The following is a 26,153-nucleotide window of genomic DNA, read 5'->3' on the forward strand; positions in this document are numbered from 1 at the left end:
TGAGCCGCTCTACAGGATCAGGTGCCGCTGCGCGCGGAATTCAGTGGGCGACATGCCATACCTTTCCTTGAAAAGACGGCCCAGGCGGTTGCCGTCGCCCATTCCGCACCGCCGTGCAATCTTTCCGATAGGAATGTTGGTGGAACTCAGCATTGTTCGGACAACTTCAAACCGCGTGCGCAGCAGGTACTCCAACGGCGTCATGCCGAACTCCTGTTTGAAACGACGCCGGAAATTGCGCTTGCTCATTGCCGCGGAATCCGCTGCCTGTGCAACGGAAATCGGCTTGCTGTAGTTTTCTTTTATCCAGCGCGCTGACTCTCGAACCTTGCTCGTCGTTGTGAGCGATTTCGCGTCGCCTTCGCGGGGCCTCGTGGGCTTGACCACATTCGTCTGCAGGTCGATGGCGACCTTGCGCGCAGTCTGCGGACCGAGATCGCGCTCTATCTGGGCGACGGCCAATTCAGCCGGTGTGGCGCCGCTCGCGCGAGGGCCCGCAACCTCGTCGTCGAACAGAACGACGGGTACTGCCAGCCGCGAGGCGTTTTTATAAACCACCGCGAGTTTGGAGCCCTGCGTGATGCGAAGCGATGCAATGGCCCCCTGACGGGTAATCCACGAATGAAGGCGATCGGTCGGCTCCGCTGTCACCGTCGTGTCGCGGCACGCCACGAAGAACGCATGAAAGTCGCTGATGCTGTAGTGGTTAAGTTGTTCCGTGCCAATCGAGATGCCGCAGGAGCTGGTGACGAGGCCCCCCTGGTCCGACAATACGGTCAGACGGTAGGGCGCCTGTTTGCCCCGGGCGAGTTCCGCCGCGTTAGCCAGGCGGAAAGCGTCCCCAATGGCGCCCGCGGTCGCCGTGAAGAAGTTCTGGGACACCAGAAGGCCAATGTGTTTCGACGGTTGTGAGTAGTCGAGTTTCTCATTGACGCGCAGACTTGAGAATTCAACAAGATCCATCACGATTAGGGCTCCCAATGTATTTATCAAATGCACATAGCCGGTCGGGCGATAGCTGCATTGTAGTAACAGCGGATTGGGCAAACTTCCGCTTGATCGGCAGTACAGCCGCCAATTGCTTGTCGCGTATCGCCAATACGCGGCCCTCTCAAACGCCGTCATTCACGCCGCATTGCGGCCCTGACAGCTGCTGCAATCGTCGAGACGATCCGCAGCGGAATCAATGCGATCGCCACGGCGACGAAAACGACGATCACAGCCAAAACATAAACAGTTGCAAACCCAATCAATATCGACGTGAACGCGAACCTTTCGGCACGCGATGCCAACGGCAGGTCACGCCAATTGCCATACGGACCGCCTTCTTGCATGGTCGCTCCCGCTCAGGCGGAACCTGTGCGTGCGCGGCGGCGGAATTCCGTTGGCGAGACCTTGAAACGTTTGCGAAATAGCTTCGCGAGTTGCGATCCGTTGCCCATGCCGCTGCGGCGAGCAATCTTGTCGACGGGCAGGTCGCACTCGGCCAGCAGCCGGCACGAGCGCTCAAGGCGAGCCCTCAGCAAATACTCCGAGGGTGTCGTGCCTATCTGTTGCCGGAATCTGCGCAGAAAAGTCCGCTCGCTCATAGCAGCGGCTTGAGCGACCTCAGCGATCGAGATGTCGTGCTCACAGTTTTCGGTGAGCCATTGCGCGGAAGCGTGGATTTTCTCGTCTTCCCTTTTCGGCTTTCCCGACTGCGCAGAACTTCGGGGACTTACGTACGGAAAAAAGCTGATGCGTATTTCCGCAGGTCGGGCAATCACTGCGCCATGATCTGTGTGGTCAAGGATCCATACCGGCGCAATTAAGTCTTGACAATCCAGACTGGACCTGACGATAGATGCAAGCGTTGCATCCGTATCCGGCGCAATAAGCATCTGCAGCTGATCGGTGCCGCCCTGTACGCGACGGCGAATAGGCGCAGTACTTCCGGCAGCGACTCTTTCGAGATTCGTTTCGTCGAAGCCGGCTTCAAGATCACGGCTGGAAACGATATCTATATGTGCATTCATATTAATTAGACGAAGCACTTGTGCCGCATTATCCATTGGTAGGAGGCAACTAGCGGGGCCGACTTTATTCATGCTGTCTCCTGGTGTTCAAGGTCTAACGATTTATTGGTTGAATGCCGGTCAGGTATGACAGTGCTTTATAGGGACGTGGGCGAAGAAGCGTCGAGGACGATGCTTACGCAATCTTTCTTCGTTGGAGTTGATTGAAAGGATACGCTGTATGGCTGGTTGCGTGCTCACCTAAATTCAGCCTCAAACAGCCAACCTTGGCTGACAACGCAGACATGCGTTATAGCGTGCCGCTCAGTGCGGGAGAGCGAACGCCGAGGCGTTGAAAGTTCAACTTGATTACCCTGAAAAAGCCCCTAAATCCGCTGCAAAAGCGGGGGAAGACAGCGTCATCCATAAATCGTAAAGAAATATGAGTAGGAAAACGAAATAAATGTCCACCCTGCATCAGTTAGCCCAGGTATTACCCGATCGTGTCACCGTCCGACAACATCGGGTGTGTATCGGTCAGTACTTTCATTCCGCACACGCTACCGCTCAACCGGCGTCGGTGTGCAATGCCGCCTCCTTTGTGGAGCTGGGCGTCTCGTTCAGCGAAGAGTGCCGCTGCAACGCGTTTGATGCTTCGAGTCCTGCGTATTTCCGGATCACGTTGCGGGTGATCTGCTGGACTACGCCATTGCTCTTCGCTGCGCTATCCATTAGCGCGCGGGCCCAGTCGGTCGTGCCTACGTTAAAGACTTCTCCCTCGCTGCGGCGGCCGTCACGAAGCAGCGGACGGAATATACCGATCGCGCCCGCTCCGCCCATCTCCCAGCCAACGAGCCGATCTGTAACCGCTAGCGTTTCAAACGCATCATCAGTCCATTCGGGCGGCATGCCGTCGACTTCATATCCGACGAGCCGATCTTCCGCGCCAAACGTCTCGTCCTTTTGCAACTGAGTACCGGCGAATGCCCAATGTTCTGGCCGCTTGACCGTAAAGCCGACTGCCCGACGCTCGCATTTGACCCATCGGCGACGCCAGCGCGACCACGTGCCCCAGTGGCCGCCGCCGTGCTTATAAGTCAGTCCTATCAAATTGCTTTCATTGCCGCTTACTCGCGGATCGAGGTCGATCCGCTCTTTGAGTACGTCCCAGTTGTCCGAGAGCTTGCGCATCTCGGTGAGCTGACCCGGCTCCGAGCCGATGAACCTCACTGGTCGGTAACACGTATTGCCACTGAAAACAGCGACGTTTCCGCCCTGCGTGACGAAATACGCGACGTGTGCGCGCATTTCTTCGCTCCAGTACTCGTGATGACCCACGCTCAGCATGCAGCGGTAGTGTGTGAGGTCGAGGGCAGTCGCACTGTGCAGGTCGAGATCCGTGTAGAAGTCGCAAGCAATGCCTTCCTTGCGCAGCCATCGAATGAACTTGGCGTCCCAATGTGCGAACTGTTGACGGGTCGAGCGCGTGTCGTACGGATCGACCGGTTCGCCCAGGCGTGCACCTAGCCCGCCGCCGGGGCGACGCAGGCTGACTTTGTTCGCTGCCCGATAGCGATGGACGCGATCGTCATAGAAGCTGGCGCCGCCCGTCGAGTTATAAGCGTGATAAGTGGCCGTCGGAACGATATACGCAAGTGCCGCTGTCGGAGTGCGCGGACGAGCGATCACGAGCGCCATGCTGTCGCTGTAGGGACGTGCCGCGAATATCGGCCGATGCGCGGCGCACGCCTGCCCGAGCTCGTGAGCCGGCTTGCCGTCGGCGTCGACTTCATAGGCGATCGCCACATATGCGCCGGTCTGCAAGTCGGTCATGTTCGGCCGGATTGTGATTGTCGGCCAGTTCCAGTCCTCGTCGAAGCGCATCCGCACGTTATTGCCCGCGGACTCGAATAAGTACTTGCCGTCCTTCAACGTTGCCGTCACACCGTTCTTGCCAGCGACGACCACGCCACACAGACTCGTGAGCGAGTCGTCGTCCTGTTGCTGATAGATGGCGACGCTAAAACGCGTGTTCGGCTGCACGGCGAGTTCGAAGCACGCTCCAGCAGTGAAGCTCGGATTGATCGGATAAATCTGCATGCTCGCTTCCTCGCGCTATCAAGCCGGTAGTGGCTGGCTTAATCAATTCCCAGTTGCATTTGCGATGCACGATCGTTGTCATGCATCCGTTTGCTTGTACACACAAACTGTCGGTGCATCTGTGCGCTACGCCTCATTCGACAGTGACTGACTTCGCCAGATTGCGCGGCTTGTCGACATCGGTGCCGCGCGCGCAGGCCGTGTGATACGCAAGCAGCTGCATCGGCACCACGTGGAGAATCGGCGACAAACAGCCGTAGTGCTTCGGCATGCGGATTACCCGAAGGCCATCGTCGCTCGCAATCCGCGAATCTTCGTCTGCGAATACATACAATTGGCCGCTGCGCGCCCGCACTTCCTGTATGTTCGATTTCAGCTTGTCGAGCAGTGCGTCGTTAGGGGCGATCGCCACAACGGGCATCTGGCTTGTCACCAGCGCGAGCGGTCCGTGCTTCAACTCGCCGGCCGGATAGGCTTCGGCATGTACGTATGAGATTTCCTTCAGCTTCAATGCGCCTTCCAGAGCAATCGGATAATGCAGGCCGCGCCCGAGAAAGAGCGCATGCTCGGTGCGCGCGAACGCTTCAGCCCAGGCAATGATTTGTGCTTCCAGCGCGAGTACGCTGTTCAGGCGTGCCGGCAAGTGATGCAGTTGGTCCAGATACTCGGCCTCCTGCGCCGCCGGAAGGCGCCCGCGCTGCTTGCTGAGGGTAAGCGCCAGCAGGAACAATGCGACTAGCTGTGTCGTAAAGGCTTTCGTCGACGCAACGCCGATTTCAGGTCCCGCACTCGTTAGATGCTGGAATTGCGCCTGGCGCATCATCGTGCTGCTTGCGACGTTGCAGATAGCCAGCGTGTGCCGGTGACCCTGCGATTGAGCATGTTTCAGAGCCGCGAGGGTGTCGGCCGTTTCGCCGGACTGCGAGACGACCACCACTAGCGCATGAGGATTTGCGACACTGCTGCGATACCGGTATTCGCTGGCGACTTCTACCTGCGTCGGTACTTTGGCAAGCGATTCGAACCAGTACTTTGCGGTCATGCCCGCGTAATAACTCGTGCCGCACGCGACGATCAGCAGCGAGTCGATTTCGCGGAAGGCGTGCCTTGCGCCAAGTCCGAATAAGTCAGCCGAGATCGAATGCACCGCCTCGATCGCGTCGGCAATCACGCTGGGCTGCTCGAAGATCTCCTTATGCATGTAATGCCGGTAGGGGCCGAGCTCCACCGCGTGGGTGTTCGAGTGTTGCAGCTTGACTTCGCGCTCGACGGTATTGCCGCGCTGATCGACGACTCGCACGCCGTCCAGCGTCAATTCCGCCATGTCGCCTTCTTCCAGATAAATGAACTTCTCGACAGTACCGGCGAGCGCCATTGCGTCCGACGCCAGATAGTTGCCCTGGTCGCCGAGACCGACGACGAGCGGCGAGCCCGCCCGAGCGCCGATAACGCGGTGCGGGTCATTCCTCGCGAATACCGCAATGGCGTAAGCGCCCTGCAGCCGTGCAAGGGCATGCCGCACGGCAGAAAGCAGGTCGCCCGAGGCCTCCTTTTGCCACGCATGATGAATCAGGTGAGCGACGACTTCTGTATCCGTTTCGGATTCGAACAGGTAGCCCAGTACTTTCAGTTCTTCGCGCAACGACTCGTGGTTTTCGATAATGCCGTTATGGACGATGGCGATTTCGCCGCTGGAAAAGATCGGATGGGCATTCCTTGCGACAGGCGCACCATGAGTGGCCCATCTTGTATGTGCGATACCGATCATTCCGGATAAGTTTGCTTGCGCAACTTCGGTGGCGAGATTCGCAACGCGCGCGACACTACGTACTCGCCGCAGCGCGCCTTGCTGAAGAACGGCGATGCCGCACGAGTCGTAGCCGCGATATTCGAGCCGCCGCAATCCTTCGGTCAACATCGAAGTGACATCGCGCCGATCCACTGCTCCTACGATTCCGCACATGGAAGCCCCCTTATTCGCAGCGGTTCAAATGCCAACGGACTGAAGTATCAGTTCTGTTGCATTGCAACCAAGCATAGACACCGCAATGCGAACCGCGCCGAGCGCGGCGCGAAACGTTGAACCGTTGTCCGGTAAATAGGCATGCAGTTTTCGGGCGCAACAACCATGAAACATATTCATGCCGTTCTGTCATTGAGCAAATGATATTGATGCTATCGCGCAATGCGTATTAAACAGTGAGAATGCGTCGCACTACCGCATTTACCATTTAAGGATCGATCGAACATGTATGCGATTACGGGTGTGACAGGGCAGGTTGGTGGCGCGGCGGCACGCGCTTTGTTAGCTGCGGGACATGAAGTGCGCGCTGTGTTGCGCGACGAGAAGAAGGCCGCCCAGTGGAAGGAGCGTGGCGCCGATGTGGCGATTGCCTCATTTGAAGACGCCGATGCGCTCGCCGCAGCCTTTCGCGGCACCGCAGGCGTGTTCGTGATGATTGCGCCGAACTTCGCGCCGCAGCGTGGTTATCCAAACGCACACGCCGCAGCCGCGGTACTGAAAGAAGCGCTGACTCAGGCGCGGCCTGAGCGCGTTGCGGCGTTGTCTTCGGTTGGCGGCCAGCGTGGGTCGGGCCTTGGGCTCATCACGCAGGTACATATTCTCGAAGAGGCACTCGCAGACCTGCCGTTGCCCACCGCCATCATGCGTCCCGCCTGGTTCATGGAGAACTCGTTGTGGGACATCGCGCCGGCGCGCGACACCGGCATCATGTCGAGTTTTCTTCAGCCGCTCGAACGCGCGTATCCGATGGTCGCGACGGCCGATATCGGTCGTGTCATTGCAGATACGCTTGCCCAGTCGTGGCAGGGGCGGCGCGTGATCGAGATCGAGGGTCCGCAGCGCTACACACAGCACGAAATCGCGGCGCTGCTTGGGCGGGTGCTAAAGCGTGACGTGAAGGCGCAAGCGGTGCCACGCGATCAATGGGAGGCGCTGTTTCGGGCGCAAGGCACGGCGTGGCCCGCGCCACGCATTGAAATGATCGACGGCTTCAACTCGGGCTGGATCGATTTCGAACCGGGCGTCAACGAGCATGTGGTCGGCAAGACAGCCTATGAGACAGTGCTGACCGAACTCATCAAGCGCGCTGGCTGATCGGTTCAGGAAGATGCAAACGCAAAAAGCGAATAGCGCGGCGCAATGTTTTAAAGCAAGAGGTGACGCGCTATTCGCAATGCGTTAATTCACCATGAATGTCTGTGCGCTGCCGCTCATTCGCAATCAGAAAATTGACTGGCCCGTGTAGGTCGTCAACCATTCGAGTGCGAGAACTCCGGCCAGTGAATTGCCATTTGCATCGAGCCCGGGCGACCACACGCACACTGCCATTTCTCCGGGCAACACCGCGACGATTCCGCCGCCCACGCCGCTCTTAGCCGGCAAGCCGACACGGTAAACGAAATCGCCGGCTGCGTCGTAAGTGCCGCACGTTAGCATCAGCGCGGAAAGACGTTTCGCGGAACTGGTGTCGAGAATGCGCTCGCCAGTGGACGGCGCCACGCCATGATTGGTCAGGAACAGTGCCGCTTTCGCGAGTTCAACGCAGCTCATGGAAATCGCGCATTGGCGGCAATACGCATCGACCACGACCTCCGGCGGCATTTCCATGTTGCCGAAGCTCGCCATGAAATGCGCCATCGCGCGATTGCGGTGCGCGTGCTGCAACTCCGATTGGGCGACGCTCAAATCGTAGTCGATGCTCGTTTCGCCTGTTAAGCGCCGCATGAATTCGACGAGCGCGGTTTCCGCCTGCACAAAGCGCCGGCACAGCACGTCGGTGACGATCAATGCGCCCGCATTGATGAACGGATTGCGCGGCTTGCCGTGCTCCGCTTCGAGTTGAACCAGCGAATTAAAGGCGTTGCCCGACGGTTCGCGACCGACTCGCTGCCACAACTCGTCGCCGAGCAGCCGGAACGCCATTGTGCAGGCGAACAGCTTCGAAATGCTTTGAATGGAAAAACGCGTGTCCGCTTCGCCGGTGGTGAATACTTCGCCGGATGCCGTGACGATCGCCATGCCGAAGCTGTCGGCGGGGACCGTCGCAAGTTGCGGAATGTAATCGGCGACTTTGCCGGTGCCGAGGAAAGGCCGCAAGTCGCGATGGATCTGTTCGAGGATGGATGCGTAGTTCATGAGGCTCAACCCTGTGGAGCCGCGATTCTACTGGCAAGCATCCGCAATGTGTTGACGCCGGCGCCGCGCGGAGCTTCGAGAGCCGCTGCGGCGCCCGGGCTGCCGTCAATGCGCGCCGGCTGCGTCCTGACTGCCGCCCTTCGCGGGCCGAGTAATCCAGATCAGCGGAATGATCAGAATGAAGATGACCGCCGATACGAAGAAGATGTCGTTCAGGCCCATCATCGCCGCCTGCGTATTCACGGTGAAATCGAATAGTGCGTGCGCCGATTGCGTGTTCATATGCAGCAGCGACTGCGTCGAATCGATCTGCTGGTTGAACACCGGGTTGTTCACGGAAGCGCGTTCGGTGAGCCTTTCATGATGCAGCACCGTGCGGTTGTTCCAGGCATTGCCCGCAACCGAAGTGCCCACTGCGCCGCAAAACACGCGAGCGAAGTTCGACAGGCCGGCCGCCGCCGGAATCTTGCTGGGCGGCTGGCCGGAGAGAATGATCGACGTCAGCGGCACGAAGAAGAGCGCCATTGGAATGCCTTGCAATAGCGTCGGTATCACGAGGTGCCAGGTGTCGATTTCGATCACGTACTTCGAGCGCATATAGAAGACGATAGCGAAGCCGACGAAAGCCATTGTCGCGATGATGCGCGCGTCTGAGCGCGGCAGCACGCGGCCCATTACCGGCGCGAGAATCACGGCGAAAATCCCGAGCGGCGCGGTGACGAGACCGGCGTCCACGGAACGGTAATTCAGGTACTCCTGCATCCACTGGGGCAACAGCACGAGATTGCCGAAAAAGACGCCATACGCAACCGAAATCGCAATCGTGCCGCCGAGAAAGTTGCGCTGCTGAAAAAGCCGCAAGTCGACGATCGGGTTTTCTTCTGTCAGTTCCCACACGAGAAAGAATGCGAAGCTGATAAGCGCGGTAATGCCGAGGATCACGATGACCGGCGACGCGAACCAGTCGAGATCCTTACCCTTGTCGAGCATGATCTGCAGCGAAGCCACCCACGTGATCAGCAGGCCGAGCCCGACCACGTCGATTGGCGGCTTGCGGGTGGGCGACTCGCGAGTGCGATAGATCATCCACGTGACGCCGGCGGCGAACAGGCCCACTGGAATGTTGATGTAGAAAATCCATGACCAGCTGTAGCTGTCGGTGATCCAGCCGCCGAGCGCCGGGCCCGCAATCGGACCGACGGTGGCGGTCATCGCCCATAGCGCGAGCGCGGTCGACGCTTTCTCCTTTGGATACGAGCCGAGCAGGATTGCTTGCGACAGCGGAATCAGCGGGCCGGCCACCGCGCCCTGGAAAACCCGAGCGAGCAGAAGTATCGGCAGCGTCGGCGCAATGCCGCACAGCCACGAGGCAAGCACGAACATCAGGATCGCGCCGACAAACAGCTTCACCTGGCCGATGCGCTGCGTGAGCCAGCCGGTGAGCGGAATCGAAACGGCATTGGCCGCGGCGAACACGGTGATGACCCATGTCCCCTCGTCGACGGAAACGCCCAGGTTGCCCGAAATGGTCGGAATGGCGACGTTCGCAATCGACGTGTCGAGCACGTTCATGAATGTGGCGAGCGCGACGGCAATGGTCGCGAGCACCAGTTGCCCGCCTTGCAGCGGCGGCGGAGGGGCGGGTGGAGCGGACGCAGGCGCTGAAGACGCTGCGGACGGTGGTTGGCTCAAGACATTCTCCCGGATCGATGTGCCACGGACCTGGCGCGCCCGGTACGCCTGCGCTGCTGCGTGGGCATGCGTCGATTTTGTGTCGCTAACGTGTCGTCAATGCGCCGCCAATGTGCCGCTCATGCGACATGCGACAAGCAACGGCACACAGTGACGCAGGCCCGCTGGATGCTCGCAAAAGGATACCTGTATTCATCTTTCGACGTCGCCGACGCGCGCAAGCCGACGCGGCACGAGCAAAGCCGACAGCGTATGCTCGCGGCTAGGGCCGAACCGGACTGCATATTGCTGCAGTTTGCGATGTAGCAGGCGGCCGCCATCAACCGCAATTCAAAGAGAGCAAAGGAACGCAATATGGCCTGGGAGCAATTCGAACACGGCTGGCGGCGCGCGCCGCTGACTGCGCCTGCCAAGGGACTGGTAGTGCTGATGCACGGCGTGGGCAGCAATGCGCGCGATCTGATGCCGCTCGCAGATATTTGGAGCGAGCGTTTGCCCGATGTGGCCTTCACGTCGCTCGACGGCACCGATCCTTTCGACGGCGGCTTCGGCGGCCGTCAGTGGTTCAGTTTGCGTGACATTAGCGAAGGCAACCGCGAAGCGCGTGCCGCGACAGCCTACGCAGCCCTGCGCCGCGTGCTCGAAGCGGAACTCGCGCATCGGCAGCTTGCTTTCGGACGGCTTGCACTCGTCGGCTTTTCGCAAGGTTCCATCATGGCGCTGCATCATGCGGCGACGAGCGCGGAGGGGGCCGCATGTGTCGTCGCCTACTCGGGGCGGCTTGCTTCGCCCATCGCCGCGAATAACGGCACACCGCTCACGTTGATTCACGGCGAGGAAGACGAGGTGATCCCAGTGCAGGAGCTCGAATACGCCGCCGACGCGTTCAGCGCGGCCGGCTACACCGTCGACGCGTATGCGTTGCCAGGCGTCGGCCACACGATCAGCGCGGACGGCGTCGCGCTCGGCGAGCAGGCGCTGGAGCGCACGCTGGGCGCTTTGTCGCGCGAATAATACGGCTCGTTTGAAAAGCGGCCCTAAAGATATCGATCTGTTTGCCGTTAACTGCTCATAGCACGAAAATCACGCCGGCCGCGGGACTGCGCAGTGCTCACGGCAGGGGTGACCGGGGGCGCACTTTTCACGCTGTCGTGCATGGGCGCTAACGACGCAAACAAGCGACGCAACTGAGCGACGCCACCAGGCGACGCTACTGAGCGACACAACAGAGCCTTCTTATGGCCAGACCGACGCCGCATCACCCGCTTTTCGACCGACTGTTCCGCCAGGCCGTGACGGTAGACCTCGGCACGGCCAATACCCTCATTTACACCGACGACGGCGGCATCGTGCTGAATCAGCCGTCCGTTGTCTGCTTCGAGAAAGATCACTCAACCGGCCCAAAACGCGTCACGGCGGTGGGTGCCGAGGCGCGCCAGCTTCTGGGCCGGGCGCCGCGCAATCTGGAAGCCGTAAGGCCCATGCGTCATGGCGTGATCGCCAACTTCTCAGCCGCGGAGCACATGATCCGGCAGTTCGTCGATATGGCACGTCCGCGGCAATTGTTCAGCCGGCGCGCAGCATTCACGCTGTGCGTGCCGGCGAGCGCGACTCAGGTCGAACGTCGCGCGATCAAGGAAGCGGCTGTCGCGGCCGGCGCGTGGAAGGTGAGTCTGATCGGCGAATCGCTGGCGTCAGCTGTCGGCGCGGGTTTGCCGGTGTCCGATGCGACCGGCTCGATGGTCGTCGATATCGGCGGCGGCACCACGGAAGTCGGCGTGATCACGCTCGGCGGCACCGCGTATAGCGGCTCGATCCGCGTGGGCGGCGACACCTTCGACATGGCGATCATCAGTTACGTGCGCAATCTGTATGGCGTGCTGCTCGGCGAGCAAACCGCCGAGTATGTGAAGAGGAACATCGGTTCGGCTGTGCGCGATGTGCCGGCCGAGCACATGAACGCGACCGGGCGCAGCGTCGACGACGGTTTGCCGCGCACGGTGCAACTGAGCAATCACGATATTGCCGACGCGATAGAAGCGCCGCTGCGACAGGTGATCGGCGCCGTGAAGCGCGGGCTGGAAATGGCGCCGGCCGAACTCGCCACCGACATCGCGCACAACGGCATCGTGCTCACGGGCGGCGGCGCGCTGCTCGCCAATCTGGAGCGGCGCCTCTCGAACGAGATCGGCCTCGAAGTGCGCGTGGCCGACGAGCCGCTCACGTGCGCGGTGCGCGGCGCGGGCGCGGCAGCCGCCGCCGGCTTGCTGGAAGAGTTCGCTTACGAGTGAGTTGACCGTAGCCTGCCGCGTTCTTTCGCGCAATGCAGCGCGTTTCCCGCAGCACGCCAGCCGCGAACGTATCGACCGGCACGCGCATGATGCGGCTATGTGACAATACATGTCGCGTTGCGCTTGCAGATTCCTGCAAGCGCTCGATCCGCCTACTCAATTCATCCGACCGGCGTTGCGGCGCGGTCGCGAACCATCCGTGAATCGATCCGTTTCTGCTTCCTCCGTTGCTTCGGCTGCCTTCATCGAACTGCAAAGCGGTTTGCGCATGCCCTATGTCGAGGCTGGCGAGGGCGAATTGCTGCTGTTCGTGCACGGCTCCCTGTGCGATTACCGTTACTGGCAGCCGCAACTCGCCGGCCTTTCGAAGCATTACCGTTGCGTAGCGGTGAGTCTCACGCACTATTGGCCGATGACCGATACCGAGCCTGGCGCGCCGTTCAGCTGGAGCGCGCATGCGGATCAGGTCGCGCAGTTCATCGAGCGTTTCGGTATGGGAGCGGCCCACGTGGTCGGTCATTCGCGCGGCGGCTGCGTCGCGTTTCATTCCGCGCGCCGCCACCCGCAGCACGTACGCACCTTGACCCTCGCCGATCCGGGCGGGCCGTTGCAGATAGCCGGACGCCCGCCCGCAAGCGTGCCGGAAACGGTGAATGCGTTGCGAGCGCGGGCGGCGCAGTTAATCGAAACCGGTGACGTGGAGGCGGGCCTGCAACTGTTCGTGGATTCCGTGAGCCGCCCCGGTTTCTGGGCGATGAGCACGCCGGCTTTTCGACGCATGGCAACCGACAACGCGGCCACGCTGCCGCTGCAACTGCGCGACCCGTTGCCGGCTTACGTCCCGCAGGAAGCCGCCGAGGTGCGTTGCCCCGTGCTGCTGATAGACGGCGAAAAAAGCCCGGAGATGTTTCGGCGCACTACGGCCGCGCTGCAATCGTGGTTGCCCGACGCACGCCGCGAAACGGTGCGCGGCGCGTCGCACGGCATGAATCTCGCGCATCCATCGGCCTTCAATCGTTACATCGACGAATTCATTCGCGCGACGAACGCCAGATGACCGGCGGATCTTTCAAACGGATTGCTTACGCCTTGCGATGCGCGTCCTTGTCGAGCGCGCGTTCCGCCGCTTCGCCAACAAGACCGTGATAATAGAGATGCACGCCGATCGCGAGCGAGTCGTTGCGGATTTCGTGAAAGGCTTTCCACGCTTTGGCCGGATCCTTGAACAGCAGGTAGTGCGCTTCATGCGCGATCAGATCGGCGACTTCGTGCAGGCCGTGCCCATGCAATACATCCACGAGCGCGTCGAGGCTGCGATGCGTGCGCGCGTCGGTGCGTGGATAAAGCATGTGCAGCACCGCGACGTCCTGCGTCTTCAAAGCCGCCGACAGCGCGACGACGATGTCCTGATGGTTCAGCGCACTGACGGCGCTGTCTTCGCTATGGACGTGGTCCGGAAAAAGCGTTTCAAGAGAGGCGTTCATTCGGGTTCTTCCTGTTCTTCCAGCTGATTAAAAAGGCCCGCCTAAGCGCGGCGGGCCAGCACAGCGATGTGTCCGCCGGGCAAGCAGGACACGAATTCAGTATCGCAGAAGCGCCGCTGCGCACTCAGTCCGGCCAAAGCAAAACATTGTTGCTGTTAGCGTCCCAAGGCAGCGACTCATGAAGCTCATGCGAGTGCGAGGTTGCGGGTACAACGTGTGGGCAACGCGCGCCCGAACGCGGAGTTCTCTGCACGTCCTGTGCCATCGAAAAAAAGCGAAACTCCCCCGCGAGAAGTTCGTCTGAGGAGACCAGACCTTCTACAATCGGAAGCGACCGGGCACCACCCGCCGCAACCGCAAGTGAAGCGAAACGCAGCAGCGAACCATAGGAGCGACCCTGATGCAGCAGCCTGAAGCCCTCGGCGGCCTGTCCCACTCGGGCGGAATCGATCACCGCGAACCCGAGCCAGACGGCGTATTCATCCCGACGGAAAACCTCAACGTTGCGAGCGCTACGCAGCACGTGCTGAAGTCGGGCGACACCTTCATCGTCAACGATCCCCTCGGCGATATCACCGGACACGACGACGGCCTGTTCGTCAACGATACCCGCGTGCTCTCTCAACTGCGCCTCACGTTCGGAGGCCGCGCGCCGTCGCTGCTGTCGGGCAGCGTCAGCAGCGACAACACGTCGTTTACCGCGCATCTGACCAACCGTCCGTTGCCCCCGCTCGGCGGCGACAGCACGCCTGAGGGCGTGATCCACGTCGAGCGCGTGCGCGTGCTGTCGGGCACGGTGCTCAACGAAGCTATCGAACTCACCAACTACGGCGCGAGCGATGCGATCGTGCCGCTGTCCATTTCCTTCGGCAGTGACTTTCGCGACATGTTCGAGGTGCGCGGCCTGAAGCGCGTGAAGCAGGGGCGCGTCGAGACGCCGCGCGTCGAGAACGACGAAGTGTTGCTCGGTTACGTCGGCCTCGACGACGTGGCGCGCAATGTGCAGATCGCTTTCGCGCCGCAGCCCGACAAGCTGTTCGCCGACCGCGCCGACTACACGGTCAAACTGCCGGCCCAGGCGTGTGTGTCGATCTATCTGTCGATCGCGGTTCAGGTGGTCGCACAAACGCCGGACGCGCCGAGCGCCGGCGTGTCGTCGCCGACTCATCCGCTGAGCGAAGCGCATATGTCGCAGATCGACACGGAGCGGCCGCGCGTCGGCCGCGCCGCGGTGCGCGCCGCGCTGGTCGATGCGCACCTCGTCATGCGCGAACGGCGGCGCGTGACCGCGCGCGTGCGTTCGAGCAATCCGCTTTTCAACGCGTGGATCGACCGCTCGCTTGCCGACCTCGGCTTGCTGACCACCGACCTCGCGACCGGGCCGTATCCGTATGCGGGCATTCCATGGTTCTCCACGCCGTTCGGGCGCGATGCCGTGATCACGTCGTTGCAGACGCTCTGGTTGCAGCCGCAACTCGCGGCCGGCGTGCTGCGTTTTCTTGCCGAGCATCAGGCACGCGAAAACTCGCCGTTTCGCGACGCCGCGCCGGGCAAGATCATGCATGAGATGCGCAAGGGCGAAATGGCGGCCACCGGCGAAGTGCCGTTCGCACTGTATTACGGCGGCGTCGACACCACGCCGCTCTTTATCGTACTGGCCGGCGCTTATGCGGCTCGCACGGGCGACATTGCGCTGATCGACGAACTGTGGCCGGCGCTGGAACGCGCGGCCGGCTGGGTCGCGGGTGTATGCGACAAGAATCGTTATGGGCTGCTCGACTATCAGCGCGAGTCGGACGGCGGCCTCGCGAACCAGGGCTGGAAGGACAGTCACGATTCCGTGTTTCATGCCGACGGCCGCTTCCCCGATGGTCCGATCGCGCTCGTCGAAGTGCAGGCTTATGCGAGCGCCGCATTTGACACCATGGCCCACCATGCAAAGCTGCGCGGCCTGCACGACGCAGCCGCGCAATACAAGGCGCGTTCGAAGAGACTGCGCGAGTGCGTCGAAGAAAAGTACTGGATGGAAGAGTCCGGCTTCTACGGCATCGCGCTCGACGGTCACGGCGAGCTGTGCCGTGTGATGGCGTCGAATGCGGGCCACTTGCTGGCTTTCGGTTTGCCTTCGCGTGAGCGTGGCGAAGCGGTGGTGCGCGCGCTCGACTCCACGCTGTTTCACACGGGCTGGGGCGTGCGCACGTTGGCCGCGAGCCAGTCGCGTTTCAATCCCATGGCGTATCACAACGGCTCGGTCTGGCCGCATGACAACGCAATCTGCGCGCGCGGGCTCTCGCATTACGGCGGCAAGGCAGCGGCGGTGCGACTGTTGCAGGCGCTGTTCCAGGCGGCGGTCAATTTCGACATGCGCCTGCCCGAGCTGTTCTGCGGGTTCCCACGCCGACGCGGCGAGCCGCCCACCGCCTATCCGGTCGCCTGCCTGCCGCAGGCGTGGGCAGCGGGTTCGCCGTTCATGATGCTGGAGGCGTGCCTCGGCATCACGATCGACGCCGAACGCCGCGAAGTGCTGATCGAGCAGCCCATGCTGCCTGAAGGCATCGACTGGCTGGAAGTTGGCGATCTTCGGGTCGGTGAGGCGTCGGTGTCAATCACATTCCGCCGCATCGGCGAGAAGGTGGTGGCCTCCGCCGAACAGGGCGATGTCCGGGTCGTGGCGCTTCTGTGACGTCGCCTGCGCCGTTCGTGCCCGTTCGCGCCCCGTTCGCGGCGCTACGGCCCGTCGCCGGTCGTCATCTGGCATTGCCCTCTGACTCCGTCCGCTGACCGGCCTCGGCTCAATCGGGCTTCTTCAGACCGCTTGGATTGGCAGGCGTGCCGGGCGATGCCTCGGGACGCGGCGGCCGGGCGCCTTCGTCTGGGGCAACGATAATGCCCGAGCCGACAGGCAGCGACGTGCTGCCGGTCGCCGGCGCGGACGCGGGCGCTTGTGGCTTCGCGGCGCCCGCCGAGCTTGTGTCCGCGCGGGGGCGGCTGGTCCCTGAGCCCGCGGTGCCGCCCTGCGCATGTCCTGTCCCTGCGAACGCGAGCGCCAATGCCGCGATTGCGACGAGTCTCGTGGACATGACGGCTTCCTCCGTCTGAATGTGGCGATAGCGCACGGCGGTACGCATGTGCATCGCCGGATATGCATATCGAATTCATAGCCCAGCCCAAAGGGTGGGTCAATCAGGGGGAAATACTCCGTTTTGATTGCACGCCGCAGGGCACAGCCGGCAGGCCCCGGCACGTTGCGCCCGCGCAGCGGCATGCGGATTGCGGAGTTGCGAGCGCTGCGGACGCCAGGTTTTCGACACGGACGGCATTAGCCTCTGTTTGAATGGCGGAGACCGTCACGCGAGCCCGTATCAACGCGTCGTGCGCGCTCAAGCCGTATCGACGCTCGCATCCCGATCTGCGTCCGGTTCCGGCTCGCAATCCGCGCGCGAGATCCGGTAGGTGCCTTTGCCCGCCTTTTTTGCGCTGTACATTGCCTCGTCGGCGCGCCTGATCAGGTCGTCGACGGGTTCTTGCGTCTCGGCCAACGCAATGCCAATGCTCGTGCCGATAACGATGGTGCCGCCCGCCGTTAGAGCGTACGGCTTCGCTATTTCACGGATCACTCGCTGCGCGATTGCAACGACCGGGTGCAGCGCGGCATTTTCGACGATCACGGCAAACTCGTCACCGCCGAGGCGCGCGGCAAATTCGCCATGCCGCAGCGTTTGCGTAAGGCGCGTCGCCACTGTTTCCAGAACTTCGTCGCCGGCGGTGTGGCCGTGCCTGTCGTTGACCTGCATGAAGCCGTCCAGGTCGATGTACAGCACGGCGGTCCGCGTCTCGCTGCCGCGGCGCGCGCTCGAAAGAATCTTCTCAAGACGCTCGCGCAGCTCGCGCCGGTTTGCAAGCCCGGTAAGCGAGTCGTGGCGAGCCAGATACAGCACTTTGGCTTCGCTGTGCCTGCGCTCGGTCACATCTTCGATGATCACGACGGCGCTGCCGTCCGGGACAGGATTTCGCGTCAATTCCAACTGGCGGCCGTTGGGCAGCGCCAGTGCGAGGGGGTGCCGTTTCTCATGCAGCCACGCGGTGCATTTTTCCGTGAGCTGCTGACGCAGCCGTTCGCCGAACTGCGCAAAGCCGAGATGGCCGATGAACTCCGGTAGCGGCACGTTCAGCTTCAGCGTGTCGAGCGTCGCGCCGAACAACTGGGCGGTGCGGCTATTCGCAATGGCCACCTTTCCCAACCGGTCGATGGTGCAAAGCCCATGCGGCATGTGAGTGAGCGCGGCATCGAAGCGCACTGCGAGTTCGGCGTGATTCTGCTCCGCGATCATGAGGGCGACGAGCCCCCTGTAGTGGCGCTGCACGATAGACATCATGGCGCCGACGTAGAGCAGCAGAGGGGGCACGAGAATCCAGGAACCGTCGATAGGCGAGAGCAGTGCGCCCAACCCGATTGGTATCGACACGAGGCATATCTGAGCGATGGCGAGGCGCGGTACCGCAGCGTTCCTCGATGCGACTCCCCCGAGAATGCCCGATGCGACCATGATGGCGAGCGATGCCAGAGTGGTGTCGGCGGTGCCGACGCATCCCATCGTCCCCAGTCCGAGCATGAGGCTCGTAGCGAGGCACAACGGAGCGTACGCCGCGGCCCATGGACGCGGATTGAGCGGGTTGTTCCGGTTATGCGATGTGTACGCGTGGATGATGCTCAGGCGTCCTAGCAAAATCCACGCATCCGCGAGCAGCCAGAGAATCGCCCACGGCTGATGCAGGCGCGCGTAGGCCACCGCGGCGACGAAAGCGCTGGCAACCACTGACATGAGCAGAGGCCACCTGTTGTCGAAAAGCGTCGACAATAGCCGGGCACGGATAGACGGCGATACGGCTGCGCCAAGTTCGGGCGGAGCCGCGAGAATCGACTTTGAAGCGGAAAAATTTACTGCCATGGTGCCGCTGGGGTCAGTGCGGGGCGGAGCTGCATTCCCTGTCTTAACGGCGGGGGACAGCGGTTCTTTATGGGGAATTGCCCGAGGGCCGCGCTCGCGGTTCTGTGGGCTTGCAAACGTAAAGTGGTCTGACTCGTTCCCGTCGAAGGTGCGTTGACCAGTTACTCACGTCATTGGCTACGCAACGAGTTGCCACGGTTAGTCGCTGCGTTGCGTCGCGAGCAGAGATAGGGAGCTTGGCCCGTAACGCATCACCAGCGAACGACAGGCATCCACAAGGTGTTCCGCATCCATCGGCTTCGTCAGGAAATACCCCTGGACGTGGTCGCAGCTTGCGTCGCGCAGGGTGCGTAGCTGCTCCTCCGTTTCGACACCCTCGGCCGTCACTTGCATGCCTAGTTCATGCGACATCTGAATGATGCCCCGGATAATCGACGCGGTGGCAGCGTCGCGACCCAGCCCCGCCGTAAACGAGCGGTCGATCTTCACCGTATCGGGCGAGAAATCGGCAAGATAGCGCAGGCTGGAGTAACCGGTTCCAAAATCGTCAATGGCGATGCGCACGCCAAGGCGCTTGAGCGCCATGAGCGTTTGCTGCGCGAGCGACGGGTTTTCCATCAATGCGCTTTCGGTCAACTCGATCTCGAGACAACGTGGCGGCAATGCATGCTTGCGCAGCGCGTGGTCGACAACGGCGACTATCGTGTCGTCCCTGAGTTGACGCGCTGACACATTCACCGACATGCAAAGCCCCCTTCGTCCGGCAGCGCGCCAGATTGCCAGTTGCGCGAGGGCTGCATCCATGACCCACGCCCCGACTTCAACAATGAATCCGCTTTCTTCCAGTATCGGGATGAAACTTCCCGGTCCGACCATTCCTCGCGTTGGATGATTCCACCGGACAAGTGCTTCAACGCCTTTCACCGCCAATGAAGCGGGCTCATGAATGCCCTGGAAATGAAGGACGAACTGCTCGGACGCAAGGGCCATAGGCAGGCTGCGCTCCAGTTCGAAATCGCCAAGTACATCGCTCGACGCTTTGTCGGCAAAGCGGAAGCCGTTGCGGCCGCCCTTTTTCGCCGCATACATTGCGATGTCCGCGCTTGTGAGGAGCGCCTCGTGGTCCCGGCCATGCTCTGGAAAGAGAGAGATGCCGATAGATGCCGTGACGAATGGCGCAGCGTTGTCTTTCCGAACGTCGCACGAAAAGACGTTGAGAAGAGACTGCGCCAACGTTGCCAACGCAACCTTGTCAGTCTCCCCGCTGATGATGACCGCGAACTCGTCTCCTCCGAGGCGCGCAATGCATGCGTCGGAAGGCAGTGCCTGCTGAATGGTATTCGCGATGTCCTGCAATAAACGGTCGGCGGCCGTATGGCCCAACGTATCGTTAAGCACCTTGAATCGGTCCAGGTCAATAAACATGAGGCCGAACGGGACGTTCTGCGTGCAAAGTGTTTTCATCCGCCGAACGAGGGCGCTGCGGTTCGCCAGACCGGTAAGTCCATCGGTGTGGGCTAAACGGTCGAGCGCCGCGAGGCGTTCCTGTTCAGACGTGATGTCCTCGCTAACGCCGATAATGCGCACCACGTTTCCGGACTCATCGCGGACGGGATAGGCCGTGCTTCTGATCCAGCGCAGGCAACCATCAGGGCGCCGGATGCGGTATTCAGAGCGGCCTTCGACCCCTGCAGACGCGATGCGATGCATCTCCGCCAGCAACGGCTCCAGGTCTTCAGGCAATACCAGATCGAGCCACGCCGAGGGCCTCGTGATGAGCTCGTGAGCCTTAATGCCGAACACGGGCTCAGCGCCCGCACTCACATGATGAAAGTGTTCGAAATGCGCGCTATATGAGTAGAACACGAGCCGAACATGCGACTCCATCTCATGCATGAGCTGATCGCGCTCGCGGAGTGCTTTGAGCAACTCGCACTGCTGGGTGACGTCTTCTGAAGCACACAGAAGCGCGACCACTGCGCCGTTCTCATCAGTAACGGCTGAGAGCGTCGAATTCCACCACTTGGTGCGTCCCTTCGTCGTGGGGCAACTTCCAGTGAAAGACGTGCTCGTTCCCGCAAGAGCAGCGCGCCAGGCGTCCTCGGCTGCGGTGCGCTCGTCCCCGCTCCAGAAATTGAGCCAGTCCGCGCCGGCGAGTTGTTCTGGAGAGTCCGCTTCCATCAACGCGGCCCCATGCTCGGACACGCGCAGCATTTTTGCATCGGTATCGAGCACCTTCAGGCAGTCGCGATTCGCATTCAGAAGCCCGCTCGCCAGTGCAATGGCGGCGCGCTGCCGGGCGTGGTCAGAAGCGAGCTTTCGACCAATAGCCACGAGCCCGGCGACGCCTGCGGCCAGTGCCAGTGCAAGACGCAAGGTAGTCGCCGCTTCACTGGCGGCGCGATGCACCAGCGTTCCTATGCCGACACCAGCGGCGACAGCAATGAGGAAACTTGCCAGCGGTATAGTGCTGCGTTGACCGTACTGACCAAGAAAATAAGAAAGGAACTGCTGGTTGCGGGCCGACGAGCGAGTGGCGCTTGCGTGAGCATCGCCCCCCGACCGATCGAAATTGGAATGTTTAGGGCGCCATGGCGCTTTGAATCTCACGCTGTTCTCCGACTACGTGTTCGCGTGACCGCTCGAACGCCGCGTGCCACTACGTCTTTACTATTACGGTCCATTTGCACGAATCTTTAATGGCGGCGCGGCGGGGAACGGGCGGTTCTTCGTCGGGGCGCGTTGAGCGCGTGCCGTTGTGCCGGTTGTAGCGCGCAACCGGAGGCAAGTATCCCGGCAACTTGCCGGGGCTGCCGAGGTGCCCCAGCTTTGTTGAAACGCCGCTCTACAGATCGGTAACCGGCCGCCGATAAGATGCATGAGTGCGTGCATGGGTTGAGAATGACAACGAGTCCAAAGCCGTGCGGATAAGCGAACGAGCGAAGCTCAACGCCGAGCGGCGAGATGCAGTGCCTTCTGGCGTTATCGGCTCGACGCCGAAGCAGACAATGACGGTAAATACGAAATGACCTCTCTCAAGATCCACGACCACCCGGCCGAGCAGCCGCAAAAATGTTCCGGGTGCCGGGACATGACGCGCCCGCCCATCGAGATCGAGTTCGCGTTTCAGCCCATCGTAGACGTAAGCGCCAGCACCATGTTCGCGTGCGAGGCGCTCGTGCGCGGTCCAAATGGCGAATCTGCCTATTCGGTGCTGTCGCAAGTCGACGATGCAAACAAATATCAGTTTGACCAGCGCTGCCGGCAGGTCGCCATTGCCAGTGCGGCCGCGCTGGGTCTCGACGCATTTCTGTCCATCAATTTCATGCCCAACGCGGTCTATAAGCCAGAGGTCTGCATCAGGAGCACCCTTGATGCAGCGCGAACCCATGGCTTTCTCATCGAGAGAATCATCTTCGAGACGGTGGAAGGTGAGCATTTGACTGATCGCTCTCATCTCGTCGACATTTTCCGGACGTACAAGGAGTTCGGCTTCCTGACGGCAATAGATGATTTCGGAGCCGGCTATTCGGGACTCTCGTTGTTGGTCGATTTCCAGCCTGACATCATCAAGCTCGACATGGGGCTTTTACGCGGCATCGACACTGACCACGTGCGTCAGCGCATTGTGCGGGGCGTCCTGTCGATATGTGAGGATTTAGGCATTCGCGTGGTCGCGGAGGGGATTGAGACCAAGGGAGAGCGTGACTTTTTCATCGCCCATGGCGTCAGTCTCATGCAAGGTTATTTCTTCGCAAAACCGGGCTTCAGATCTATTCCAACAGTCGATGAGACCGCATATCCAAGGTAGCGGTGAGGCAACTCAGCCCCGCCGTTGCCACGCCACCCTATCGGTTAGCGTGCGCAAGCGGCGTACCTGCGCCGACCAGTTGCTTTTTCGATGCGACACGCCCGTGCCTCGCTCGCAAACGTCTTGCAGACCTCGGGCGCTTCTCTCCGCGATTGCACATGCCCGCCACAACTCCGGCGCCATCGCACCGCTTTCCATGGCGGGCATAGCGGTTGCGTATCGCTTACGGCCCATGCGACGTGGTGCATGCCGGGCCATTCGAAGTACGACCGCGGCCAATGGGTCGACGACGCGCGATGTCGGGGTTGCACCGACGGCGCTATCTCACGTGCGTGAAAGGAGCGCCGACCTGGAGACTGGTTCGGACGTTCGCGATACTCAGGGAGGTAATCATGGAAGCAATGAAGAAAGCAATGCTCTGTTCAGTACTGGTGGCAGCTTCTATCGGCACCGCGTTCGCGCAGGGCGCGGGTGGCGGTGGGAGTGGCGGTGACGGTGGCGGCAGCGGTGGCGGCACCGGGGGCACCAGTGTAGGGGCAGGCGGTTCTGGCGTAGGTGGCGCGAACGGGGCAGGCCAAGGTGGTGGAGGGATGAGTGCGCCCAATGCGGGTGGGAGCGGGGGAGCGAAGTCCTCGTCAAAGGGTTCCCAATCGACAATGGCGCCTACGCGCAAGCCGCAAAAGGGCGCGCAGGGCAAGGGCGCGTCCGATACGGCAGCCTCAAGCGCGCAGTGAGCGGCCATTAGCGTCGCCCGCGCAGGTTCGTGGCTCCGACGCCTTGCAGAAAAAGAGCGGCCCACCGTATGGTGGGCCGCTGGCGGTGAACTGCGTCAGTTTGTTCGCAACCGCACTCGCTACGGTTTCCTCACGCGCGCTCGACTGAATCCTTGTTCAGCATGCTTCGCGGAATCGACAGAATAAGGACGCAACTGACGAGTAAGCACGCGCCAAGAGCATAAGTGCCATTGTTGATATTGCCGGTCAGGTCTTTCGCTACGCTGGTAATCATCGAACCGGTGAAGCCCGACAGGTTTCCAACGGAATTGATGAGTGCAATGCCGGCAGCAGCGGCGGTGCCCGAAAGAATCTGTCCCGGGAACGTCCAGTAAATCGGCATCAGACCAAGAATTGCGCACGTGGCAATCGTCAGAAACACAATGGACAGAGCAACGTTGTTCGCGAACGCCGCACTCAGGATCAGGCCGACGCCGCCAATAAAGGCGGGAATAGCCGCGTGCAATCTGCGCTCCCCGGTCTTGCGCGAGTGCCAGGCGTTCCAGATCATCGCCACAACCGCGCTGAGGTACGGAATAGCGGTCAACAGGCCGATGTTCAAAGTGCTCTTCACACCCGAAGCCTTGACGATAGAAGGCAGCCAGAAGGCCAAGCCGTAGAAGCCAGTGTTGAACGTGAGAAGAATAAAGGTCAACAACCAGACACGCGGGCTCTTCAGCGCAGCTGCAACGCTGTGGGTCTTCCTGGAGCTTTCCTGTTCAAGATTCCTTTGCAGCAGAGCTTTCTCAGAAGCCGTCAGCCAGGTCGCCGATTGAATCCCATTCCCCATGCGGAAAAGCACGACGAAAGCGACCAGAATAGAAGGAATGCCCTCTAGCAGGAGCATCCATTGCCAGCCTCCCATGCCGAGCAGACCGTGCGTGTTTTCCATCAACCAGCCCGAGATGACGCCACCGAGCGTCAGGCTGACCGGGATAGCGATCAGGAATCCCGACATGGCCACGCTTTGGCGCCTGGCGGGGAACCAGTAGTTCATATACAGGATGATCCCAGGGAAGAACCCGGCCTCGCACACTCCCAGCAGGAACCGGAGAATGTAGAACATCGTCGAGGTCTCGACATGGAAGAAATGCGAAAGAGGGGAGATGAATGCCAGTGACGAGGAGACGATGCCCCACGTCACCATAATGCGTGCAATCCAGAACCGCGCACCGTATTTGTGAAGAAGAAGATTGCTGGGCATTTCAAAGAGGAAATACCCCCAGAAGAAGATGCTGGCGCCCACGGCGTAAATGCTGTCACTAAAGCCCAGTGCGTCGAGCATCTGTAGTTTCGCAAATCCCACGTTGACACGGTCGAGGTACGCGACCACGTAGCATAGAAGCAGCAGCGGCAGGATGCGCTTCAATACCTTCCGGTACAACTGTTCTTCGGCCTCGCTGGCTGCGGCGGGCGCCGCCGCTGCCTGAGTAAGGGTTGGCATGGGACTGTCTCCTTTTGGTATGTCCTCTGCGAGAAATGCCGGGCTCGCTGTTACCGATAACATCGGCGGGCAAAACTTTCCCGCACGGGAAAATGTTATCGGTAACGAAGGTAGCATGATGCGCGCTCCAACGGCAAGCCAGGGGAATCTACCTAGGCGCGCCATACCGACTGCCGTATCATGCTGAGTCGTTGCGAGTCGGTCATGCCGCGTTCGCGCCGACTCGCTCATGAAAGCAAACCACCCAGAGACCGATGGGCAATACCCGCATCAACGACCGTATCGTCAGCGACCCGCATGCCGGTCCACCTCGCATGTCGGACGTTGCGCGTATCGCGGGCGTTTCGAAGATGACAGTGTCTCGCGTACTGGCGGGGCACAGCGTGGCGCCAGCAACTCGGGAGCGCGTGCAGCAGGCAATCGACGACCTCGGCTACGTGGCCGACGCCGCGGCAGGCGCGCTGTCGTCCGGGAAGTCGGAATTCGTCGCCGTGCTTGTCCCGTCTCTCGCGAGCTCGAACTTCTCGGATACCGTGCGTGGGCTATCCGCCGCGCTGGAGCCTCATGGGCTGCAAATTCTTCTGGGAGATACCGACTACGACCTCGCTCGCGAAGAGCGACTGGTTCGCTCGATGCTCAGATATCAGCCTCGCTGCATCGCGCTGACCGGGTCGCAGCATACTGAAGGAACCCGGCAAGTACTTGAGCGCTCGCGCATCCCCGTGGTGGAAATGTGGGACCTGCCAGCCAATCCGATCGACATGGCGGTCGGCTTTTCGAACTCCCGGGCAGCGCGTGAGATGGTGCGATATCTCAAGGACCGCGGTTACCGGAAGATCGGTTTTCTGGCCGGCGCGAGCGACCTCGATCGACGCGGTCTCGAACGCCTGAAGGGCTACCAGCAAGAGATGAAAGCACAAGGGCTCGGCGAGCCCCGGGTGATTCGCTTTGGCGAATCGCCTATCACCATGAGTCACGGCGCTCCCGCGCTCGATGCTCTTCTCGGACGATGGCCCGATACCAATGCTGTCATGTGCGTGAGTGACATGTCCGCGTTTGGCGCCATCATGCAATGCCACCGTCGCGGACTTCGCGTTCCCGCAGATATTGCAGTGGCGGGTTTTGGGAATTTCGAAGTATCCATCTGCTGTAACCCGACGATTACGACCGTGTCGGTCGACGCCTACGGTATCGGCTCACGCGCGGGGCAGCTATTGCTGTCGTCGGTCGCGTCGGGCACACCGCGCGCGGTACCCGAGCGCCGTAAGTTCACTATCGATTACACGGTGATTTCGCGCGAAAGCGCGTAACCTTTCCTGGTGCACAGCGTGGGCGCAGCGTGATAACATCAATGGATGTTACCGATAACAGATTCACCGGATCTCTCTGCACGGAAACCGCAGCGAACGCCCCGGAGGCGCTAACGCTGTCGCAGCAATGGCGATAGTCGCTGACA

Annotated in this window: 19 protein-coding genes; 7 read left to right on the top strand and 12 right to left on the bottom strand. The window is 61.1% G+C overall.

The window, feature by feature from the left end; translation table 11 throughout:
• Positions 1-9: 9 nt before the first annotated feature.
• The 5 genes from RW095_RS20275 to glmS form a co-directional block, all read right to left on the bottom strand.
• Positions 10-963: a GlxA family transcriptional regulator gene (locus tag RW095_RS20275; protein WP_317019905.1), complete on the bottom strand. Its 954-nt coding sequence runs from the start codon at positions 961-963 to the stop codon at positions 10-12.
• Between the two features lie 158 nt (positions 964-1,121).
• Positions 1,122-1,334, bottom strand: a complete 213-nt coding sequence (locus RW095_RS20280) for a hypothetical protein (protein WP_317017931.1) — start codon at positions 1,332-1,334, stop codon at positions 1,122-1,124.
• Between the two features lie 12 nt (positions 1,335-1,346).
• Positions 1,347-2,087, bottom strand: coding sequence for a helix-turn-helix domain-containing protein (locus tag RW095_RS20285; RefSeq protein ID WP_317017933.1), 741 nt, complete (start codon positions 2,085-2,087; stop codon positions 1,347-1,349).
• Between the two features lie 474 nt (positions 2,088-2,561).
• Positions 2,562-4,094 carry a N,N-dimethylformamidase beta subunit family domain-containing protein gene (locus RW095_RS20290; RefSeq protein WP_317017934.1) on the bottom strand — a complete coding sequence of 511 codons (1,533 nt, stop codon included), beginning with the start codon at positions 4,092-4,094 and terminating at the stop codon, positions 2,562-2,564.
• 133 nt (positions 4,095-4,227) lie between these two features.
• The gene (glmS, locus tag RW095_RS20295) at positions 4,228-6,057 is read right to left on the bottom strand and encodes a glutamine--fructose-6-phosphate transaminase (isomerizing) (protein ID WP_317017936.1); all 1,830 of its coding nucleotides are present in this window, start codon (positions 6,055-6,057) and stop codon (positions 4,228-4,230) included.
• A gap of 285 nt (positions 6,058-6,342) precedes the next feature.
• Here glmS and RW095_RS20300 point away from each other — a divergent pair, with 285 nt between their 5' ends.
• The gene (locus RW095_RS20300) at positions 6,343-7,212 is read left to right on the top strand and encodes an NmrA family NAD(P)-binding protein (RefSeq protein WP_317017938.1); all 870 of its coding nucleotides are present in this window, start codon (positions 6,343-6,345) and stop codon (positions 7,210-7,212) included.
• A 126-nt stretch (positions 7,213-7,338) separates the two neighbouring features.
• Here the strand turns inward: RW095_RS20300 and RW095_RS20305 are convergent, their stop codons facing one another.
• Both RW095_RS20305 and RW095_RS20310 read right to left on the bottom strand, forming a co-directional pair.
• Positions 7,339-8,253 (bottom strand): glutaminase, encoded by a 915-nt coding sequence (locus tag RW095_RS20305; protein WP_317017939.1) that lies wholly within the window; start codon positions 8,251-8,253, stop codon positions 7,339-7,341.
• A gap of 105 nt (positions 8,254-8,358) precedes the next feature.
• The gene (locus RW095_RS20310; protein WP_128597093.1) at positions 8,359-9,945 is read right to left on the bottom strand and encodes a DHA2 family efflux MFS transporter permease subunit; all 1,587 of its coding nucleotides are present in this window, start codon (positions 9,943-9,945) and stop codon (positions 8,359-8,361) included.
• A gap of 354 nt (positions 9,946-10,299) precedes the next feature.
• Between RW095_RS20310 and RW095_RS20315 the strand changes: the two genes are divergently transcribed.
• The 3 genes from RW095_RS20315 to RW095_RS20325 all read left to right on the top strand — a co-directional run bounded on the left by RW095_RS20315 (position 10,300) and on the right by RW095_RS20325 (position 13,293).
• Positions 10,300-10,959, top strand: a complete 660-nt coding sequence (locus tag RW095_RS20315; protein WP_317017941.1) for an alpha/beta hydrolase — start codon at positions 10,300-10,302, stop codon at positions 10,957-10,959.
• Positions 10,960-11,183: 224 nt separating this feature from the next.
• Entirely contained in the window at positions 11,184-12,236 is a 1,053-nt protein-coding gene (gene mreB, locus RW095_RS20320) for a rod shape-determining protein (protein WP_317017943.1), read from the top strand.
• Positions 12,237-12,504: 268 nt separating this feature from the next.
• On the top strand, positions 12,505-13,293 hold the full coding sequence (locus RW095_RS20325) for an alpha/beta fold hydrolase (protein WP_317019906.1): 789 nt from the start codon (positions 12,505-12,507) through the stop codon (positions 13,291-13,293).
• Between the two features lie 25 nt (positions 13,294-13,318).
• Here RW095_RS20325 and RW095_RS20330 read toward each other — a convergent pair whose 3' ends face one another.
• A complete protein-coding gene (locus tag RW095_RS20330) occupies positions 13,319-13,720 on the bottom strand; it encodes a hypothetical protein (RefSeq protein ID WP_020070910.1) in 402 nt (133 codons plus the stop codon).
• Positions 13,721-14,120: 400 nt separating this feature from the next.
• Between RW095_RS20330 and RW095_RS20335 the strand changes: the two genes are divergently transcribed.
• Positions 14,121-16,403 carry an amylo-alpha-1,6-glucosidase gene (locus tag RW095_RS20335; RefSeq protein ID WP_317017945.1) on the top strand — a complete coding sequence of 761 codons (2,283 nt, stop codon included), beginning with the start codon at positions 14,121-14,123 and terminating at the stop codon, positions 16,401-16,403.
• 109 nt (positions 16,404-16,512) lie between these two features.
• On the opposite strand, the gene RW095_RS20340 is transcribed toward RW095_RS20335, so the two are convergent.
• The 3 genes from RW095_RS20340 to RW095_RS20350 all read right to left on the bottom strand — a co-directional run bounded on the left by RW095_RS20340 (position 16,513) and on the right by RW095_RS20350 (position 21,279).
• Positions 16,513-16,800 (bottom strand): hypothetical protein, encoded by a 288-nt coding sequence (locus RW095_RS20340; protein WP_317017946.1) that lies wholly within the window; start codon positions 16,798-16,800, stop codon positions 16,513-16,515.
• A 300-nt stretch (positions 16,801-17,100) separates the two neighbouring features.
• The gene (locus RW095_RS20345) at positions 17,101-18,669 is read right to left on the bottom strand and encodes a diguanylate cyclase domain-containing protein (protein WP_317017948.1); all 1,569 of its coding nucleotides are present in this window, start codon (positions 18,667-18,669) and stop codon (positions 17,101-17,103) included.
• Between the two features lie 198 nt (positions 18,670-18,867).
• Positions 18,868-21,279 carry a putative bifunctional diguanylate cyclase/phosphodiesterase gene (locus tag RW095_RS20350; protein ID WP_317017949.1) on the bottom strand — a complete coding sequence of 804 codons (2,412 nt, stop codon included), beginning with the start codon at positions 21,277-21,279 and terminating at the stop codon, positions 18,868-18,870.
• A 415-nt stretch (positions 21,280-21,694) separates the two neighbouring features.
• Between RW095_RS20350 and RW095_RS20355 the strand changes: the two genes are divergently transcribed.
• Positions 21,695-22,480, top strand: a complete 786-nt coding sequence (locus RW095_RS20355; protein WP_317017951.1) for an EAL domain-containing protein — start codon at positions 21,695-21,697, stop codon at positions 22,478-22,480.
• Positions 22,481-23,344: 864 nt separating this feature from the next.
• Here RW095_RS20355 and RW095_RS20360 read toward each other — a convergent pair.
• The gene (locus RW095_RS20360) at positions 23,345-24,697 is read right to left on the bottom strand and encodes an MFS transporter (protein ID WP_317017952.1); all 1,353 of its coding nucleotides are present in this window, start codon (positions 24,695-24,697) and stop codon (positions 23,345-23,347) included.
• A 254-nt stretch (positions 24,698-24,951) separates the two neighbouring features.
• On the opposite strand from RW095_RS20360, the gene RW095_RS20365 reads away from it, so the two are divergent.
• Positions 24,952-26,007, top strand: a complete 1,056-nt coding sequence (locus tag RW095_RS20365) for a LacI family DNA-binding transcriptional regulator (RefSeq protein WP_317017954.1) — start codon at positions 24,952-24,954, stop codon at positions 26,005-26,007.
• Positions 26,008-26,153 lie beyond the last annotated feature (146 nt).

This window comes from Paraburkholderia kirstenboschensis (assembly GCF_032806925.1).
Lineage (GTDB): Bacteria > Pseudomonadota > Gammaproteobacteria > Burkholderiales > Burkholderiaceae > Paraburkholderia > Paraburkholderia kirstenboschensis.

Bases quoted from the DNA above. Each gene is read 5' to 3' on its own strand.
- RW095_RS20275 (WP_317019905.1), bottom strand. From the start codon at position 963: ATGGATCTTGTTGAATTCTCAAGTCTGCGCGTCAATGAGAAACTCGAC.
- RW095_RS20280 (WP_317017931.1), bottom strand. From the start codon at position 1,334: ATGCAAGAAGGCGGTCCGTATGGCAATTGGCGTGACCTGCCGTTGGCA.
- RW095_RS20285 (WP_317017933.1), bottom strand. From the start codon at position 2,087: ATGAATAAAGTCGGCCCCGCTAGTTGCCTCCTACCAATGGATAATGCG.
- RW095_RS20290 (WP_317017934.1), bottom strand. From the start codon at position 4,094: ATGCAGATTTATCCGATCAATCCGAGCTTCACTGCTGGAGCGTGCTTC.
- glmS (WP_317017936.1), bottom strand. From the start codon at position 6,057: ATGTGCGGAATCGTAGGAGCAGTGGATCGGCGCGATGTCACTTCGATG.
- RW095_RS20300 (WP_317017938.1), top strand. From the start codon at position 6,343: ATGTATGCGATTACGGGTGTGACAGGGCAGGTTGGTGGCGCGGCGGCA.
- RW095_RS20305 (WP_317017939.1), bottom strand. From the start codon at position 8,253: ATGAACTACGCATCCATCCTCGAACAGATCCATCGCGACTTGCGGCCT.
- RW095_RS20315 (WP_317017941.1), top strand. From the start codon at position 10,300: ATGGCCTGGGAGCAATTCGAACACGGCTGGCGGCGCGCGCCGCTGACT.
- mreB (WP_317017943.1), top strand. From the start codon at position 11,184: ATGGCCAGACCGACGCCGCATCACCCGCTTTTCGACCGACTGTTCCGC.
- RW095_RS20325 (WP_317019906.1), top strand. From the start codon at position 12,505: ATGCCCTATGTCGAGGCTGGCGAGGGCGAATTGCTGCTGTTCGTGCAC.
- RW095_RS20330 (WP_020070910.1), bottom strand. From the start codon at position 13,720: ATGAACGCCTCTCTTGAAACGCTTTTTCCGGACCACGTCCATAGCGAA.
- RW095_RS20335 (WP_317017945.1), top strand. From the start codon at position 14,121: ATGCAGCAGCCTGAAGCCCTCGGCGGCCTGTCCCACTCGGGCGGAATC.
- RW095_RS20340 (WP_317017946.1), bottom strand. From the start codon at position 16,800: ATGTCCACGAGACTCGTCGCAATCGCGGCATTGGCGCTCGCGTTCGCA.
- RW095_RS20345 (WP_317017948.1), bottom strand. From the start codon at position 18,669: ATGGCAGTAAATTTTTCCGCTTCAAAGTCGATTCTCGCGGCTCCGCCC.
- RW095_RS20355 (WP_317017951.1), top strand. From the start codon at position 21,695: ATGACCTCTCTCAAGATCCACGACCACCCGGCCGAGCAGCCGCAAAAA.
- RW095_RS20360 (WP_317017952.1), bottom strand. From the start codon at position 24,697: ATGCCAACCCTTACTCAGGCAGCGGCGGCGCCCGCCGCAGCCAGCGAG.
- RW095_RS20365 (WP_317017954.1), top strand. From the start codon at position 24,952: ATGGGCAATACCCGCATCAACGACCGTATCGTCAGCGACCCGCATGCC.